We start from the raw sequence: 16554 nt of genomic DNA, 5'->3' as shown, positions 1-16554 counted from the left end.
TTTGCGAGGATGTATTGCTTTTGGTTGGCACTGCTAGAGGGGCACTGCTAGAGGTAACATCATGTAGCTGTTAAATAATACAAAGACAAGTTTCAGTGAGTCGGCGTCATACGGGCCACGTTGAGAGATGCACATTTAAGTCGATGGCTCATTCCGAGACGATATCATCTGCTTTTTGCTGGTGAGCTGTGCGAGCTTGAACCGAGAGAGTTCGTCTCTCCTACCATCATCGACCTTTTAAGCACCTCTGCTATGACTATCACTATCGTCGAGACCACCCAGACCTGCAGCCAGGAGTCGGGGGTCAGCGGCAGCGTCTCGAATGTTCTCTGGAACACCGGAATGTAAATGACCATCACAACGGATGCGAGAGAGGCCACGATCCCGGCGAGCAGCTTCCTGTTCCCGAGTGGGTTCATCTCCAGCACAGAACTATGGAATGACCTGCTGCTGTATGCACTGTATATCGCGCATATGCCCAGAGACGCGAATGCCACAGTCCTCGCGTAGCTTAGATTATCCTCAAGGTTGAGAAGGAAAAGTCCGAGTGTTCCGATCAGTATCGCTGCTGATGTGCCGAGGGTGTATCTTAGAACATACCTCGAGAGAATCGGCTCCTTTGGATTTCTCGGGCGCTCGTTCATCAGCCCAGCCCTCGCGGGCTCGACAGCAAGGCCTATCGCGGGAAAGTCCTCAGCGACCACATTGATCCAGAGTATCTGAAGCGCCAGGAGAGGTGCCGGAAGCCCGACAAGCACTGCTACCAGAATAACTGCCACCTCGGCGAACGTTACAGCTAACATGTATGATGATGCCTTCCTTATGTTCTCGTAGATCCTCCTGCCCTCCTCGACAGCCGCAACTATTGTGGCGAAGTTGTCGTCTGCCAGCACCATGTCCGAGGCCTCCTTGCTCACATCTGTCCCGGCACGGCCCATCGCGATCCCGATATCCGCTGATCTCAGAGCAGGAGCATCATTCACACCATCACCGGTCATTGCAACGACATGGCCGTGCTCCTTCAGCGCCTTTATTATCCTCATCTTGTGCTCCGCCGTCGCCCTTGAGAATACGGAGATTCTCTCTATGCGATCGCTGAGCTCCTCATCGCTCATGCTGTCTAGCTCAGAGCCGTCAAGCACCTCCCCGTTGAGCATGCGCAGCTCCCTTGCGATCGCCTCAGCGGTGCGCTTGTGATCCCCTGTGATCATCACCGGTCTTATGCCGGCCCTCTTGCACACATCTATCGCTCCATAGACCTCCTCGCGCGGCGGATCCATCATTCCGATGAGGCCTGTGAATATCATATCCTGCTCCAGGATCTCCCTGCTGAGCTCTCCGGATTCGGTTCGTTTGAATGCGGTCGCCAGAACACGCAGAGCACGGCCTGCCATCTCGTCCGCGACCTCCAAAATTCTCTCCCTCTCCCCCTCTGTCATGGGTCTGAGGCCGCTGGAGTCCATGATGTAGGAGCATCTCTCCACCACAACCTCTACCGCGCCCTTCATCGAGACCCGGAGAAGGTTGTCGCACTCATGCACTGTGGTCATCCTTCTCGTATCAGATGCGAAGGGGTACTCGGTGACCTCCCTGCACCTCTCGCGGAGATCGAGACCTGCCTTTCTGGCGAGCACGATCAGAGCTCCCTCTGTCGGATCGCCCGCGATCTTCCAGCCGTCCTCCTGTAAAAGCTCTGAGTTGTTGCAAAGAGCGCCTGTGATTATCGTCTCCTTTAAAGCATCAAGAGATACAGGATCGATCTCAGAGCCATCGACCCTGAAGACGCCCTCTGGCACATACCCTGAGCCAGTCACATCGACCCTGCGCCCGCACCAGATCTCCCTGACCGTCATCTCTCCCCTGGTCAGTGTGCCGGTCTTGTCGGTGCATATGACTGTCGTGGATCCGAGTGTCTCTACCGCGGGAAGCCTCCTCACTATCGCATTCCTTCTGGCCATGCTCTGCGTCCCATATGCCAGAGCGAGGGTCACAACGAACGGGAGAGCCTCAGGTATGCCGGCGACCGCAAGAGCTGCGGCAATCAGAAGCGTATCAAGAACAGGATAGCCCCTGTAGACCTGGATCGAGAAGACCACAAGAGCTGCGATGAAGACCATAACTGCGAGGCTCTTGGAGAGCTGCTGCAGCCGGATCTTGAGCGGTGGCTCTGCCGGGGTCTCCTGGATCATCCCCGAGATCCTTCCGAGCTCTGTATCGGAGCCTGTGGACGTCACAACAGCCTTTCCGTTGCCGTAGGTGACCATGGTGCCCATGAACAGCATGCTGCTCCTATCTGCCAGAGGGGCGTTCTCCTTCACAGGATCAGGACTCTTCCTCACAGGATTGGACTCCCCGGTCAGCGACGACTCCACGGTCTCAAGGGCGGATGAATCAAGTATCCTCGCATCCGCAGGGACTATATCGCCAGCCTCCACGTAGATAACATCCCCAGGGACGAGGTTTCTTGCCGGGAGTTTGATCATCCTGCCGCTCCTGAAGACCCTTGCCTCAGGGGCGACCATCTTCCTCAGAGCCTCCATCGCCCTCTCGGCCCGATACTCCTGGACAAATCCCAGGAGGGCTATGAAGAACAGGATTCCGAGAACGACGATCGAATTCGATCTCTCCCCTGAGAGCCATGATATCACGGCGGCAGCCAGGAGCACCAGGACCATGTAGTTCTCGAACTGTCGCAGCAGGATCCTGGCAGGGCCGGGTCCGGAGATTCGAGCGAGATCGTTCGGCCCGAACCTCTCAAGACGGGATGCTGCTTCATCATCAGAGAGGCCATCCGGTCCGGAGTCCAGCAGTTTCAGAGCATCTTCAGGCGGCAGAGCATGCCAGTTCGCCATAAGGCTGCAGTCTGTGGGTCGGTGCTATTAACCTTGTGATCAAGCGGCCAGATGCAGATCCAGTGCAGCAAAAGATTAAGGGGGAGAAGAATGAGAGGATTACATGTCTATGGGGAGTTGTGCAGATGAATCTGAAGGTGCCGCTTGATGTTCCAGGAAACGCCAGGGAGGAATACATAAAGAACTACACAGAGATCACGAGGGGCTCTGGAAGGCTGATGCTCTTCGCAGGCGATCAGAAGGTCGAGCATCTGAACGACGACTTCTACGGTCCGGGGATAGCAGAAGATGATGCGGATCCGGAGCATCTCTTCAGGATAGCAAGCCGGGGCAGGATCGGCGTTTTTGCGACGCAGCTCGGCCTGATTGCCAGATACGGCATGGACTATCCGGATGTTCCTTATCTGGTAAAGCTGAACTCAAAGACGAATCTGATAAAGACATCACAGGCAGATCCCCTGAGCAGGGCGTGGCTGGATGTCTCGCAGGTCTTGGAGTTCAAGAGGGATACTGGACTCAGGATACCGGGCGTCGGCTACACGGTTTACCCGGGCAGCGAGCACGAGGCGATCATGCTCCGAGAAGCGGCTCAGGTGGTCCGCGAGGCTCACAGGCACGGTCTTGTTGTGGTTCTTTGGATGTATCCCAGAGGCAAGGCTGTGAAGGACGAGCATGACCCGCATCTGATCGCCGGAGCATGCGGAGTTGCGGCCGCACTGGGAAGCGATTTCGTGAAGGTCAACTACCCCAGGGCAGAGAATCCCGCTCTGGCATTCAGGGAGGCTGTGCTGGCGGCCGGCAGAACAAAGGTGATATGCGCCGGCGGATCGAGCGATGATCCTGAGGCGTTCCTCCGGCGGCTCCACGAGCAGATCCACATATCAGGCGCATCGGGAAACGCCACCGGCAGGAACATACACCAGAAGAGGCTCGAGGACGCGATCAGGATGTGCAACGCGATATACGCCATAACCGTCGAGAACAGATCTCTGGAGGAGGCGCTGCGCATGCTGCAGTGAGCCCTGGAATTCCCGCAGCAACTCATCTACGGATGCCAGCCTGTTTGATGCACTCGGATCCAGCGACCACATTTCACCATCCGATTCCACCACGCCAGCGAGATCGATGCTGTCGGGCGGAGATCTTTTCGCACGATTGTAGAACAGGACGAAAAGCGTATCGCATCTCAGAACCAGCATCTACCCAAGGCGTCCTGAAGGGGAGCGCTGCAGCATCTCTATCAAAGATGACGTGCTGTGTTGAATAATTAAGAGCTCTAAGGTCGATAGCTATCGATTTTTACTAGAATTGCAATTCGTATGAATCGAGCCTCTGCTATCTGATTCTCAAACATTATTCAACACAGCAAGATAACGATAAAATTTAAATCAAGTAATGATGATATCTCATGTGAAGGGGGTATAAAGACGAGGTTTCTCATTCTCATGGCTGTGCTGATGACTATTGGCTCAGCTGCTGCGGACTCGAGCTACGGCTCCAAGGTCCTGCCATACGATCCTGATGAGTCGAGAGCGCTCAGCGCCTTCTCATCCGCGCCTGTGTTCGCTTACTCGGATGCAAACATGCGCGGGATCTTCGATATATCGGACCCTGTTTACATCGATGTGGATCCCTCAGATGATGTGGTCAACGAGAACGATGTGAGGCTGACGCCCTTTGGGACATATCCTGCTGGAAGCCAGGTCAGGCTTGGTGATCAGGATTACGGGTACAAGCTCACGCCCTTCGGCATAGGTGGCATGCCCGGCGCGCAGCTTGTCTACTTCGATGTTGATGGCGACGGGGCATACAGCATCGTGGACCCTGTTTATCTTGACGTCGGGCCAGAGTACGGCAGGATAGATGCAGGAGATGTGCGCATAACAGGCTACATGACGCTCCAGGCTGGAAGCAGGGTCAGAGATTCGGATCCTGACAATGACAAGCCCGCGCCTGTCCTGCCAGGGCTGCTGTGCTTCATGAACCTGAACGGAAACATAAACAGCGGTGGGTGGGCGATCTACGACCAGGGAGACCGCATATACGTGGACACACAGCATCCGTTCTATACAGTGACCGTGAACGACATCAGGCTCTTCATATAAGCTGTATCGCTATGCATTCCCCGCACAGTAGCGCGGGCATCTCAGGATGTGATGGCCTCAGCTGCTCCGGCCTGAATGCCATAACATGTAACTGATGCACTGCTACAACAGGCTGGTTGATAGCAACCCTGGCCGTTGCGTTTATCTTGTTGGAGCGGAGAGGACTGAGCGGTGTCAACTGCTCCGTCCTTAAGGCCGGGGTTTCCGCTGCCCCTGCAACCCAGGAGATTCCAGGAGAGATGGGTAGAGCCTGTGGAGGTATCTGATGAACCGAATGTGTGAAGCCATCGATATCTCCCGACATGGTCGAGAGGCTTCGACGAAGTCGATGCAACTCGAGGGGCACCGGCCTGCGCTCGAAGCGCAGGAAGCCCTGCCCTTCAATGTCGGGAAGAGGGGTACGAAGTACCTGATCGTTCTGGGCACAACATCCCACTCTGGAAAGAGCATACTTGTCACAGCCCTCTGCAGGATGCTAAAAAACCGCGGACTTCGCGTCGCCCCGTTCAAGTCCCAGAACATGAGCCTGAACTCTTGGGTAACATCCTCTGGCGGAGAGATGGGGATAGCCCAGGCGGTGCAGGCATGGGCTGCCGGCGTGGAGCCGTCCGTGCTCATGAACCCCATCCTGCTCAAGCCAAAGGGCGATCGCACATCTCAGGTCATAATAATGGGAAGGCCGGTGGCAGACAAGTCGGCTGCTGATTACTATAAGGATATAGAGAGCCTGAAGGGAATTGTCGATTCCGCGATCGAGGAGCTGAGCAGAGATTATGATTACATCATCGTCGAGGGTGCAGGAGGGGCGGCTGAGATAAACCTCTTCGACAGGGATATCGCGAACATCTACGTCGCATCCAGGCTCAGAGCTCCCATCATACTCGTCGGGGATATCGAGAGGGGCGGGGTCTTTGCGAGCCTTTACGGAACTGTGAAGCTCCTTCCGCCTGAGATAAGAGAGCTCGTGAGGGGCATGGTCATAAACAAGTTCCGCGGGGATCCCACGATACTTTACCCGGGCATAAAAATGCTTGAGGATATGACCGGCATCCCTGTGCTCGGGATCCTGCCGTATCTCGATCTCGAGATACCCTCGGAGGATTCGGTATCGCTCTCGGACAAGAGGATCTCAAGAGAAGAGAACATGCCGGAGATCGCGATCATAAGGCTCCCCAGGATATCGAACTTCACAGACTTCGAGCCGCTGGAGCGATATGCCAGGGTCCGGTATGTCGATCTCAGGGATGATCTCGGAAATCCGGATGCTGTTATAATACCGGGCACAAAGAACACGGTATCAGATCTGGCCGAGATGAGGAGGTACGGGATGGATCGCAAAATATTATCTTTGAAGAACGTTCCGATTATCGGCATCTGTGGCGGGTATCAGATTCTGGGAAGGGAGATAATCGACTGCGGCATAGAGGATATCTGCGGATCCGTCCCGGGGCTGGGGCTCATCGATGCTGTGACGCGCTTCGATGCATACGAGAAGAGGACCGTTCAGGTTACAAAGGAGGTCACTGGAGACGGCCCGATACTGGGGAGGATAAAAGGGGAGCGCGTGAAGGGCTACGAGATACACATGGGGATCACAGACTCGAGGGAGATGGGCGCCTTCGGGGACGATGGCGCTGTCACAGAGGATGGAATGGTGATAGGCACATACCTCCACGGCCTATTTGAGAACGATAACTTCAGGAACGCATTTCTCGATCACCTCTACGAGCGGAGGGGGCTCAGGCGCCAGGAGCTCTCACGCGATAACGGCTTTGACGCCTTGGCGGGGGCTGTGGAGAGGCATCTTGACATGAAGAGGATACTGAGTATGCTGGAGCTCGATGCGTCGACGATTGCACTGCCATTACATGAAGGCCCAGACGAAAATGCAAGGTAGCATCCAAGAAATGGGTATGTTCAAGAAGCTATCTGCGGTCGGTTACGCGCTTGAAAGGCTCCTCGATCTCTGCCCTCCTGTGAATGAAAGGGAGAAAATCCCGATCGAGGAGGCATGCGGAAGGGTTCTCGCATCCGATGTTCTCTCGCCAGAGGATCTGCCGTCGTTCAACAGGGCCGCCATGGACGGATATGCTGTAAGATCCGGGGAGACACGCGGGGCATCTCAGAGCTCGCCCGCACAGATCACCGAGTACGTGAGGGTGAGAACAGGCGCTGCTCTCCCAGAGGGGTTCGATGCGGTTGTGATGCTCGAGGATTCGTTTTTGCGTGGTGACGTCCTTGAGGTCACAGCCGAGCTCACGCCCTACAGAAACGTCTCCAGGATCGGAGAGGATCTCAGAGCCGGGGATGTGGTGCTCTGCCGAGAGCACAGGCTCAGGCCGCCTGACCTCGCGCTTCTCGGGGCGGTCGGCATCGATGATGTGGAGGTCTTCACCAGGCCACGTGTAAGTATTATCATGACAGGAGACGAGCTCGTTCCCAGGAGCAGTGTGCCGGCGCCTGGCGAGGCTAGAGAGATCAACAGCCTCATGATATACAGCTACGTTGAGCTCTGGGGCGGCGAGCCGCATCTCTCCGGAGTGATACCGGATGAGAGGGATGCGATAAAACATGCCATAAAGAGATGCCTGGGGTCAGATCTGATACTGATCTCAGGTGGAACATCTGTTGGTGAGAGAGATTACGCGCCGGGCGTGCTTGAGGATATGGGCGAGCTGATGGTTCACGGGGTCAGGCTGAGCCCTGGAAGACCCACAGCCTTGGGCTCCGTCAGCGGCAAGCCGGTTATGTGCCTCCCGGGCTACCCTGTGGCTGCACTCGCCTCGCTCTACCTGCTCGTGAGGCCTGCAATAAAGAGGCTTGCGCATCTCAGCGATGACGCTCCAAGGAGAGATGCGCGGCTCTCGAGAAAGATCCCCTCCAGGCCGGGGTACATCACATTCGCAAGGGTCTCGCTCAGGAACGGGATCGCCGAGCCGGTCATGATCAGCGGAGCAGGCATACTGAGCTCGGTCGCGCGGGCTGATGGATTTGTCCTGGTGCCGGAGGATCTGGAGGGGCTTGACGAGGGAGAGCAGGTCGAGGTGCATATCTTCGAGTGAGGTTGAAGGGCTATCCAAAGAAGATCCCCTCAGGAAGCCCCTGCAGATTCCAGATGCAGTGTTGAGCGGACATGACGCTGGTATTTCCCACTCTTTCGACCGGCTTCCGAACTGTCAGGAGATATCGACGAATGACGGGAGCTCTGCACCATCAACTCCCGCGCGTCATATCTCGCTCAGTATTCTCGCAGCCTCCTCCGCACTCCTGCCGTGATGGACTATAGCGCATATCGCCCTGGTCATGCGGGTCGGATCCCTGTGCTGGAAGACGTTTCTTCCTATGGCGACGCCCCTCGCGCCAGCCTTCATCGCGCCCTCGATCATCTGCAGGAACTCCAGGTCCGTCGCTGTCTTCGGGCCGCCTGCGATGACCACAGGCACAGGACAGCCTGCCACAACCTCCCTGAAGCTCTCCGGGGATCCGGTGTAGTTGGTCTTTATGATGTCAGCCCCGAGCTCGGCGCCTGCCCTGGCGGCGTGCGCCACAACGTCCGGAGCGTTCGGGTTTGTTATATCCTTCCCGCGGGGGTACATCATCGCGACCAGCGGCATACCCCAGAAGTCGCACCTCTCCGAGACCATACCGAGGAAGTGGAGCTGCTCCGCCTCGGTCTCAGAGCCGATATTTATGTGGACGCTCACCGCGTCTGCTCCGAGCTTTATCGCCTCCTCCACCATGGCGACCTGGACCTTGTTGTTAGGATCGGGGCCCAGAGATGTGGAAGCGGACATGTGAACGATCAGGCCTATATCCCTGCCGTAGCCGCGATGCCCGTGCCTGACCATGCCCTTCTGCTGGAGCACCGCATTTGCCCCGCCCTTCGCAACCTTATCGACCATCTCAGGCAGGTTTGCAAGCCCCTGTATCGGCCCGACCGATATCCCGTGATCAAGAGGTATTATCACGGTGTTTCCGCTGTCCCTATCCATGATCCTTTCCATTCGAACGCGTTTGCCAATCTCACTCATAGCGATCTCCTAATGTTAACGTGGTACATGCTAACAAATAGCACATATAAAAAGATGACGGTCGCATCTTTGCCATGAATGACTCGAGGATGACAGGCAGGTTAACTCACAGGATTTTTGACCTGTTGCGCCAATAAATGTCAATTTCTGAAACCCATTCAGCGATTCGAGCCACAACCAGATCTCAGACACTTCCACTAATCTCGCCCGTGACGATTGGCACGCTTGGGGCGAACGGGCTTCTGTAGACGCTCGATCTGACATGGACGATCTTCGGCAGGAACCCCATCGATCTCAGCCTGCTGGCCACTTGGAGATCCTCAGCAGGGAAGTGGTACGCTGCGACCGCGATCTTCCTGCAGCGCATGCTCTCAGCACAGCTCAGGATCTTCAGTGCTGCACCCTCAGCGTCGATCTTGACCACATCCGGCCTGATCCCGAGCTCCTCTATGAGCCCGTCCATGGTATTGACATGAACATCATCCCAGTATGCGCTTCTGCGGAATATCAGGGAGTGAGCTGCAGTGCCCTGTGCGAGAAAGAGCCTTCCACTGCCCTTAAAATCTGACAGAGCCAAACGCAGCGGGACGATGTTGTCCATTCCCTCCGCATTGATCCTGAGAAGCTCGTAGTTGCTCCGCTCCGGCTCCACCGCGACCACAAGGCCATCCTCCCCAACCATCCTGGCCGCCCTGAGAGCGAACGATCCGATATGCGCACCAACATCGAACACCACCTCACCCGGGCGTATCTCCAGGATATCGTAGTGCCCGTGCTGGTGGACATCCCGTATCATGTCAGCATCCCCCTCGGAGAACGGCCGGAATCTGATCAGAATACCATCGGGAAGCTCTGCGCCCAGCACAAGCCGATCCAGATCCATGCAGATATGTCTGCTCAGACGGACGCATAAAACCTCCGCAGGTAAAATTAATTAAGCCAGCCTTTAATTGAACCTTGGGAAGCTTATGGAGATCATGGAGCACCACTACAGTGATCTGAAGGCACAATGGCCGGAAAAGTTCGCCTCGCTGGAGAGGGCGTTCAGCCACATACACGCAGGCGACAGGATCTTCATAGGCACAGGCTGTGGCGAGCCGCAGTTCCTGGTTCAGGCGCTCGCCGATTACGTGAGGGAGCATCCGAAGGCGTTCTTCGATACAGAGATCCTGCACGTCTGGACCCTCGGCGCTGCTCCATACACAGACATCAAGTTCAAGGAGAACTTCAGGCTCAACACATTCTTCATAGGCAGAAGCACGCGCGATGCTGTGAACAAGGAGCTCGCTGACTACACCCCCATATTCTTCTCAGCGATACCCGATCTGATCTACAGGGGGCGCATACCGATAGATGTCGCGCTGATACAGACAACACCGCCTGATCGGCACGGTTACCTGAACCTGGGGATAAGCGTTGACATCGTGAAGGCTGCTGTGGAGAAGGCATCAGTTGTCATAGCACAGATAAACTCGAATATGCCCAGAGTTCAGGGAGACGGCTTCATCCACATGGATGATGTGAGCTTTGTGATACCGCATGACGAGCCCCTTCTCGAGTACGTGGAGAGCGTGCCGACAGAGCTGGCGCAGCAGATCGGAAGATATGTGGCGAGGATAGTCGAGGACGGATCCACGATCGAGGCCGGCTATGGAATGATACCGAATGCTGTCCTCGCGAACCTGAAGCACAAGAAGCATCTCGGCATTCACACATCGCTTCTGACAGATGGATTCATAGAGCTCATGAAGGTCGGGGCTGTCGACAACTCGATGAAGAGCATAGACAGATACAAGACAGTAGCCTCATTCTGCATGGGCACGCGGAAGACGTACGAGTACATCCATGACAATCCGGCGATAGAGTTCAAGACCATCGATTACACGAACAACCCCCTCATCATAGCGAAGAACCGGAACATGGTATCGATCAACAGCGCAATGGAGGTCGATCTCACAGGCCAGGCGACTGCTGAGTCTCTTGGAACATTCTTCCACAGCGGAATCGGGGGGCAGGCGGACTTCATGCGCGGGGCTGTTCTCTCGCCCGGAGGCAAGGCTGTTCTCGCGCTGCCATCGACCGCTGAGAACGGGAGGATCTCCAGAATAGTTCCGATGCTCAGGGAGGGCGCGGGTGTCACGCTGACAAGAGGAGATCTGCATTACGTCGTTACAGAGTATGGAATCGCGTACCTCCACGGCAAGAACGTCAGGGAACGCGCGATGGATCTCATAGCCCTGGCGCATCCGAAGTTCAGGCCGTGGCTTTTGGAGGAAGCGAAGCGGCTCTCGCTCATCTATGCTGACCAGGAGTTCATACCCGGGGAGAAGGGCGAGTATCCGGAGCACCTGGAGACATACAGGACGACGAAGACCGGGATCAACATACTCCTCAGGCCGGTCAGGATCACAGACGAGCCGCTCCTGAAGGATTTCTTCTACTCTCTATCAGACGAGACGATGTATCAGAGGTTCGCGTCCGCGCGGAAGGGCATGAGCCACAAGCAGCTTCAGGATTTTGTTGTTATAGATTACACCAGGGAGATGGTGATTCTCGCTGTTGTCGAGGAGGAGAGGGAGGTGGTCGTCGGTCTCGGACAGTACAGCATCGCAGAGGGGACGCATACCGCAGAGGTGGCCATAGTCGTCAGAGATGACTACCAGAGAAAGGGCGTGGGCATGGAGATCCTCTCCTATCTGGTATACCTGGCGAGAAAGCAGGGGCTGTTCTATCTGAACGCTGAGGTTCTGGTGGAGAACCAGGCGGTTCTGAGGATGTTCGAGCGGCTGAACCTCCGGACTGAGAGGAGACTGGAGGGAGGTGTGTATTCAGTTAAGATATACCTGTGACAACCTGCCGGCCGAAGGAGTGCGGTGGGCGGATGCCACCATCTGCGCCATACAGTTCCGATGGGATCGGGATGATCCCGCACTGCCAAAGCGAACTATCGCGTCCTTAATGGCGCAGCTTCCCACATCATAGCCAGGAATTGCATCATAGTAAGTGGTGTGGAGGTTTTGGAGCTATGGGGATACGGGCTGTCACAACCCTGCGATGAGTGATGTTTGTTGTAGAGCCATCTGCCAGCTCCAGAGCTCCGGCTAACTTCTTCTCTTTTGTTTTATCAGGAAATATCGGATACGTGTAGCTGAGGAACACATCTCTCTGGGACTCTGCCTGCTGCATCAGAATATCGAGGCCAACCCGCCCTGTTGAGGCGGTTAAGCATGCCGGAAGAAGGGACGACTTAGCTTTCATCCCCAGACCTTATGCTGGGATGAAAGCTAAGTCCTCTCTGCTCCAGCGAGTTAAAGCTCTTATCCGGATACCTCGCAGATACCTCGCACAAACCGCTCACTTTTTAGAGGAGTATTGTCCATTGATTGAGATACTGGTGATCCGGTTTGAAGGCTGTCATGATCTCCGGAAGGACCCTCGCGCAGGGAGCTGGCTGCGAGGATAAGATGTCTCCACTGTACATCAACGAGGTCTCATGCTGTTATCTATCTGAGGATGACTACAGGGCGCTGGGGCTCTCAGATGGAATGAATCTGCTTCTGACCAGCCCACATGGAAGCGCGGTGCTGAGAGCTGGTGTGGACAAGGGGCTGCCACAGGGCATCGTCTTCATACCCATGGGGCCGTGGGCGAACATGCTGACAGGCACGGATACAAATGGCTGCGGGATGCCCGGATTCAAGGGTGTGGAGGTGGAGGTCACACCCACAGATGAGAAGGTGTTGGATATCCGCGAACTGATGTTGAGAGGTCGATGATATTGCAGATAGAAGATGTTCTCTGCACCTTCTGCGGCTGCCTCTGCGATGATATCAGGGTTGAGGTGAATGAGGGCAGAATAGAGAAGGTCCGTGGGGCGTGCAGGCTTGGCTCCTCAAAGATCATGGGACATAACAGGATAAAGTCGCCGATGATACGCAAAGACGGAGAGCTCGTCGAGGTCGGCTACGAGGATGCTTACAGAAGAGCGGCCGAGATCCTTGTCAGCGCGAAGCATCCACTCCTCTACGGATGGGCTTCTACGACATGTGAGGCTCTGAAGAAGGGAATCCTCCTCGCGGAGGAGATCGGCGGCGTGATCGACACCACAGCGACAGTGTGCCACGGCCCGTCGATCATAGGCATAGAGGAGAAGGGGCTCGTCGGCTCGACTCTCGGGCAGATAAAGAACCGCGCTGACCTCATAGTCTTCTGGGGTTGCAACCCATCAGAGGCGCATCCGAGACACACGCTAAGATACTCATCCAATGCATGCGGCAGGTTCGTCCCTGAGGGGCGGAAGGGCAGAAAGGTTCTGGTCATCGATGTGAGGGAGACTAGAACCGCCAGGAACGCTGACAGATTTCTGAGAATCCAGCCGGGAACTGACTATGAGATAATATCCGCGCTGCGCATGATCATCGGAGGAAAGGCGGATTCTCTGCCGGAGGATATAGCGGGCGTGCCCAGAAAAGATCTCATCGAGATCGCGGATATGATGAAGAACGCGAAGTTCGGCGCGATATTCTTTGGTCTTGGGTTAACGCACAGCAGGGGCAGGTACAAGAACGTCGACAATGCTCTCTCCCTGGTGTCGGAGCTGAACAGCCACACGAAGTTCGTTATAATGGCGATGAGGGGGCACTACAACGTCACCGGCGCGGGCCAGGTCCTGGCGTGGTCATCAGGGTATCCGATGGCTGTTGATTACGCGCGTGGTGCGCCGTACTACAATCCCGGAGAGACATCGTGCTGCGATCTACTGAGCAGGCGAGATGTCGATGCTGCCCTGATCATAGCCTCAGATCCAGCATCTAACCTCCCCAGAGGCTGCGTCGAGGCGCTCGGGGAGATGCCTGTTATACAGATAGATCCTTTTGAGAACCCAACTACGCTCTTCGCGGATGTTGTCATACCGAGCGCGATCGCAGGTATCGAGGCCGAGGGGACGGCCTACAGAATGGATGGCCTCTCGCTCCGCCTGAGAAAGCTCGTGGATACTGAATACCCGAGCGATGTGGAAATACTCCAGGCGATTCTCGATAATATCAGGAGGCTCAGAGATGATAATTAAGGGTGGCATTGTCTATGATCCTGCCAACGGGATCTTCGGCGAGGAGATGGACATATGCATAGAGAACGGCCGGATAGCTGAGGACGCCGGCGGAGAGGTGATAGATGCCAGAGGTCTTCTAGTCATGCCTGGCGGTGTGGATGCACACTCGCACATCGCAGGCCCAAAGCTAAACACAGGCAGGATAATGCGCCCCGACGACTCCAGGATGGGGACAGAGCCCAGGACGAGGGTCTGCAGGCCGTCAACGGGATACACAGTGCCGAACTGCTACGCCATCGGCTACAGGTACGCCAGGCTGGGATACACAACGGCATTCGAGGCCGCGACGCCGATCATAGAGGCCCGCCACACACATGAGGAGCTGGAGGAGATCCCGATAGTTGACAAGGGCGCCCTCACGCTCTTCGGAAGCAACTGGACAGTGATGGAGTGCGTGCGCGACAACGATCTGGGAAGACTTGCTGCATACGTCGCATGGGGTCTGAGGGCAGCGCGTGGGTATGGTGTCAAGATCGTGAATCCGGGCGGCGGCGAGGCCTGGGGTTTCGGCTCGAACGTGAAGAGCGTGCATGACCCGGTGCCGCACTTCGATGTGACTCCAGCACAGATAATAAGAGCGCTTGCCGAGGTCAACGAGCGCCTCAGGCTTCCGCACTCGATACATCTGCACTTCAACAATCTCGGGAGACCGGGGAATTACACCACAGCTATCGAGACCCTGGAGCTGCTGAAGGACATAAAGCCGAGCAGGATGAGACAGGTTGTGCACGTCGCGCACATGCAGTTCTCCGCGTACGGAGGCACAGGCTGGAAGGACTTCGAGTCAAAGGCATCTGTGATAGCGGATTACTTCAACCAAACAAATCATGCGACGATGGATCTCGGCCAGATCATATTCGGCCCCGCCACAACCATGACCGCTGATGCGCCGCTGGAGTACGCGAACGCCAGGATCGGGCATCAGAAGTGGTCGAACCACGACATAGAGCTCGAGGAGTCCAGCGGTGTGGTGCCGTGGGTTTACATGAGAAAGATGCCGGTCAACGCGGTCCAGTGGGCCATAGGGCTGGAGCTCGCGCTTCTCACCAGAGATCCGTGGAAGGTGGTCATGACAACAGACCATCCAAACGGAGGGCCGTTCGTAAACTACCCTGAGATAATATCGCTGCTTATGAGCAGGGAGAAGCGCGAGGAGGAGATGAAGACGTTGCATGAGGTGGTGAGATCTAGAAGCACCCTGCCCTCAATCGAGAGAGAGCTGGACTGGTCGGAGATCGTGATAATGACAAGGGCCGCTCCCGCAAGGATTCTGGGCCTCGAGGACAAGGGGCATCTGGGCATCGGCGCTGATGCGGACGTATCGATATACAACATCAAGCCTGAAGAGATCGATCCATCAAAGGATCATGCAGAGGTTAAGGCCGGCATGTCCAGAGCGAAGTACACGATAAAAGGCGGCGTTGTGGTTGTCAGAGACGGCGAGATCGTCGCAGCGCCTCAGGGAAGGACGTACTGGGTCGATGCCGCCGTTCCGGAGAGCGAGATGGACCGCATGCTGTCTGCTCTCAAAGAGAAGTTCGAGAGGTACTACAGCATAAGAATGTCTAACTACATGGTGCAGGACGCGTATTTATCAAATCCGTTTGTGGTGAGAGCAGGAGTGCAGCCTCTGAAAGAGGTGATCTGAGATGCGCACCATCACCATAAAACTTCCAGAGCATCGCGGCGTTCCGGTGGAGGCGGAGAGGATATCTGCGGATGTTCTTGCAGGCCTCACCATCAAGGAGATATCTGAGATTGAAGTATGGCATGGCAACAGGAGATTGCCTCTCTCGAAGATCTTTTTGATCTCAGGCGATCCTGATCCGGATAAGCCAGAGGAGACGAGAATCGTTCTAGAGGGCGATCTCTCAAAGGTCAAGCGTCTTGGTGAAGGCATGTCCTCCGGCGTTATGGAGATCATCGGAGATGCTGGAATGCATGCAGGAAACAGCATGCGCGGTGGCATGCTGCATATAAAAGGAGATGCCGGAGACTGGCTGGGCAGGGAGATGCGCGGCGGCAGGATCATTGTCGAGGGGAATGCAGGCAACTACGCTGGCGCAGGCTACCGCGGCGAGCGGTGCGGCATGCGTGGCGGAGAGATAGTTATAAAGGGAAATGCAGGTGCATTCCTTGGCGAGCATCTCTGCGGCGGTTCGATCGAGGTCATGGGAGATGCTGGAGACTTCCCCGGATGCGCGAATCAAGGGGGTGTCATCCGCATACACGGACACGCCCACCTTCCGGGGGCTGAGATGGTCAAAGGCAGCATAACCGCAGGGAGCGCGCACGTGCTTCCCAGCTTCGCCTGCGAGGGGACCGTGGAGCTGGGTGGTTTGACTTACAAAAAATATATCGGAGATCTGGTTGAAAATGGCAAAGGTGAACTCTACGTTGCCTCTGGCCAGATCGGTAAATAATAAATCATGTCAGCATATACAGCTTTGAGG

The 16554-nt window shown here is 55.9% G+C and carries 14 protein-coding genes; 9 read left to right on the top strand and 5 right to left on the bottom strand.

Features of this window, described 5'->3' with window-relative positions:
- Window positions 1-164: 164 nt before the first annotated feature.
- Window positions 165-2852: a cation-translocating P-type ATPase gene (locus tag NQU42_RS06770; protein ID WP_296610113.1), complete on the bottom strand. Its 2688-nt coding sequence runs from the start codon at window positions 2850-2852 to the stop codon at window positions 165-167.
- A 125-nt stretch (window positions 2853-2977) separates the two neighbouring features.
- Here NQU42_RS06770 and NQU42_RS06765 point away from each other — a divergent pair, with 125 nt between their 5' ends.
- Both NQU42_RS06765 and NQU42_RS06760 read left to right on the top strand, forming a co-directional pair.
- Complete coding sequence (locus NQU42_RS06765; RefSeq protein WP_296610111.1) at window positions 2978-3871, top strand: aldolase; 894 nt, start codon at window positions 2978-2980, stop codon at window positions 3869-3871.
- A gap of 438 nt (window positions 3872-4309) precedes the next feature.
- A complete protein-coding gene (locus NQU42_RS06760) occupies window positions 4310-4957 on the top strand; it encodes a hypothetical protein (protein ID WP_296610109.1) in 648 nt (215 codons plus the stop codon).
- Here the strand turns inward: NQU42_RS06760 and NQU42_RS06755 are convergent.
- Window positions 4950-5135 (bottom strand): hypothetical protein, encoded by a 186-nt coding sequence (locus tag NQU42_RS06755; protein WP_296610108.1) that lies wholly within the window; start codon window positions 5133-5135, stop codon window positions 4950-4952. The genes NQU42_RS06760 and NQU42_RS06755 overlap by 8 nt on opposite strands.
- A gap of 87 nt (window positions 5136-5222) precedes the next feature.
- Here NQU42_RS06755 and NQU42_RS06750 point away from each other — a divergent pair, with 87 nt between their 5' ends.
- Complete coding sequence (locus NQU42_RS06750; RefSeq protein WP_296610106.1) at window positions 5223-6854, top strand: cobyric acid synthase; 1632 nt, start codon at window positions 5223-5225, stop codon at window positions 6852-6854.
- A gap of 16 nt (window positions 6855-6870) precedes the next feature.
- Window positions 6871-8019 carry a gephyrin-like molybdotransferase Glp gene (gene glp / locus NQU42_RS06745; protein WP_296610105.1) on the top strand — a complete coding sequence of 383 codons (1149 nt, stop codon included), beginning with the start codon at window positions 6871-6873 and terminating at the stop codon, window positions 8017-8019.
- Between the two features lie 165 nt (window positions 8020-8184).
- Here glp and NQU42_RS06740 read toward each other — a convergent pair whose 3' ends face one another.
- Both NQU42_RS06740 and NQU42_RS06735 read right to left on the bottom strand, forming a co-directional pair.
- The gene (locus tag NQU42_RS06740; protein WP_296610103.1) at window positions 8185-8988 is read right to left on the bottom strand and encodes a 2-amino-3,7-dideoxy-D-threo-hept-6-ulosonate synthase; all 804 of its coding nucleotides are present in this window, start codon (window positions 8986-8988) and stop codon (window positions 8185-8187) included.
- A 184-nt stretch (window positions 8989-9172) separates the two neighbouring features.
- On the bottom strand, window positions 9173-9871 hold the full coding sequence (locus tag NQU42_RS06735) for an FkbM family methyltransferase (protein WP_296610101.1): 699 nt from the start codon (window positions 9869-9871) through the stop codon (window positions 9173-9175).
- A gap of 85 nt (window positions 9872-9956) precedes the next feature.
- Here NQU42_RS06735 and NQU42_RS06730 point away from each other — a divergent pair, with 85 nt between their 5' ends.
- The gene (locus tag NQU42_RS06730; protein ID WP_296610099.1) at window positions 9957-11837 is read left to right on the top strand and encodes a GNAT family N-acetyltransferase; all 1881 of its coding nucleotides are present in this window, start codon (window positions 9957-9959) and stop codon (window positions 11835-11837) included.
- A 145-nt stretch (window positions 11838-11982) separates the two neighbouring features.
- On the opposite strand, the gene NQU42_RS06725 is transcribed toward NQU42_RS06730, so the two are convergent.
- A complete protein-coding gene (locus tag NQU42_RS06725; RefSeq protein WP_296610098.1) occupies window positions 11983-12246 on the bottom strand; it encodes a hypothetical protein in 264 nt (87 codons plus the stop codon).
- 146 nt (window positions 12247-12392) lie between these two features.
- Here NQU42_RS06725 and NQU42_RS06720 point away from each other — a divergent pair, with 146 nt between their 5' ends.
- From NQU42_RS06720 to NQU42_RS06705, 4 genes are read left to right on the top strand one after another with little or no spacing between them, the layout of a single operon-like run.
- Window positions 12393-12764, top strand: coding sequence for a molybdopterin dinucleotide binding domain-containing protein (locus NQU42_RS06720; protein ID WP_296610095.1), 372 nt, complete (start codon window positions 12393-12395; stop codon window positions 12762-12764).
- Between the two features lie 2 nt (window positions 12765-12766).
- A complete protein-coding gene (locus NQU42_RS06715; protein WP_366070238.1) occupies window positions 12767-14059 on the top strand; it encodes a formylmethanofuran dehydrogenase subunit B in 1293 nt (430 codons plus the stop codon).
- Window positions 14049-15749, top strand: a complete 1701-nt coding sequence (locus NQU42_RS06710; protein WP_296610091.1) for a formylmethanofuran dehydrogenase subunit A — start codon at window positions 14049-14051, stop codon at window positions 15747-15749. Before NQU42_RS06715 ends, NQU42_RS06710 begins: the two co-directional genes overlap by 11 nt.
- Window position 15750: 1 nt before the next feature.
- On the top strand, window positions 15751-16524 hold the full coding sequence (locus tag NQU42_RS06705) for a formylmethanofuran dehydrogenase subunit C (RefSeq protein WP_296610089.1): 774 nt from the start codon (window positions 15751-15753) through the stop codon (window positions 16522-16524).
- The last annotated feature ends 30 nt before the right edge of the window (window positions 16525-16554 follow it).

Source organism: Methanothrix sp., assembly GCF_024518575.1.
Classification (GTDB): Archaea; Halobacteriota; Methanosarcinia; order Methanotrichales; family Methanotrichaceae; genus Methanothrix_B.
The sequence above is the reverse complement of the archived record's forward strand: the minus strand, read 5'-3'. Positions and strand labels throughout refer to the sequence as shown.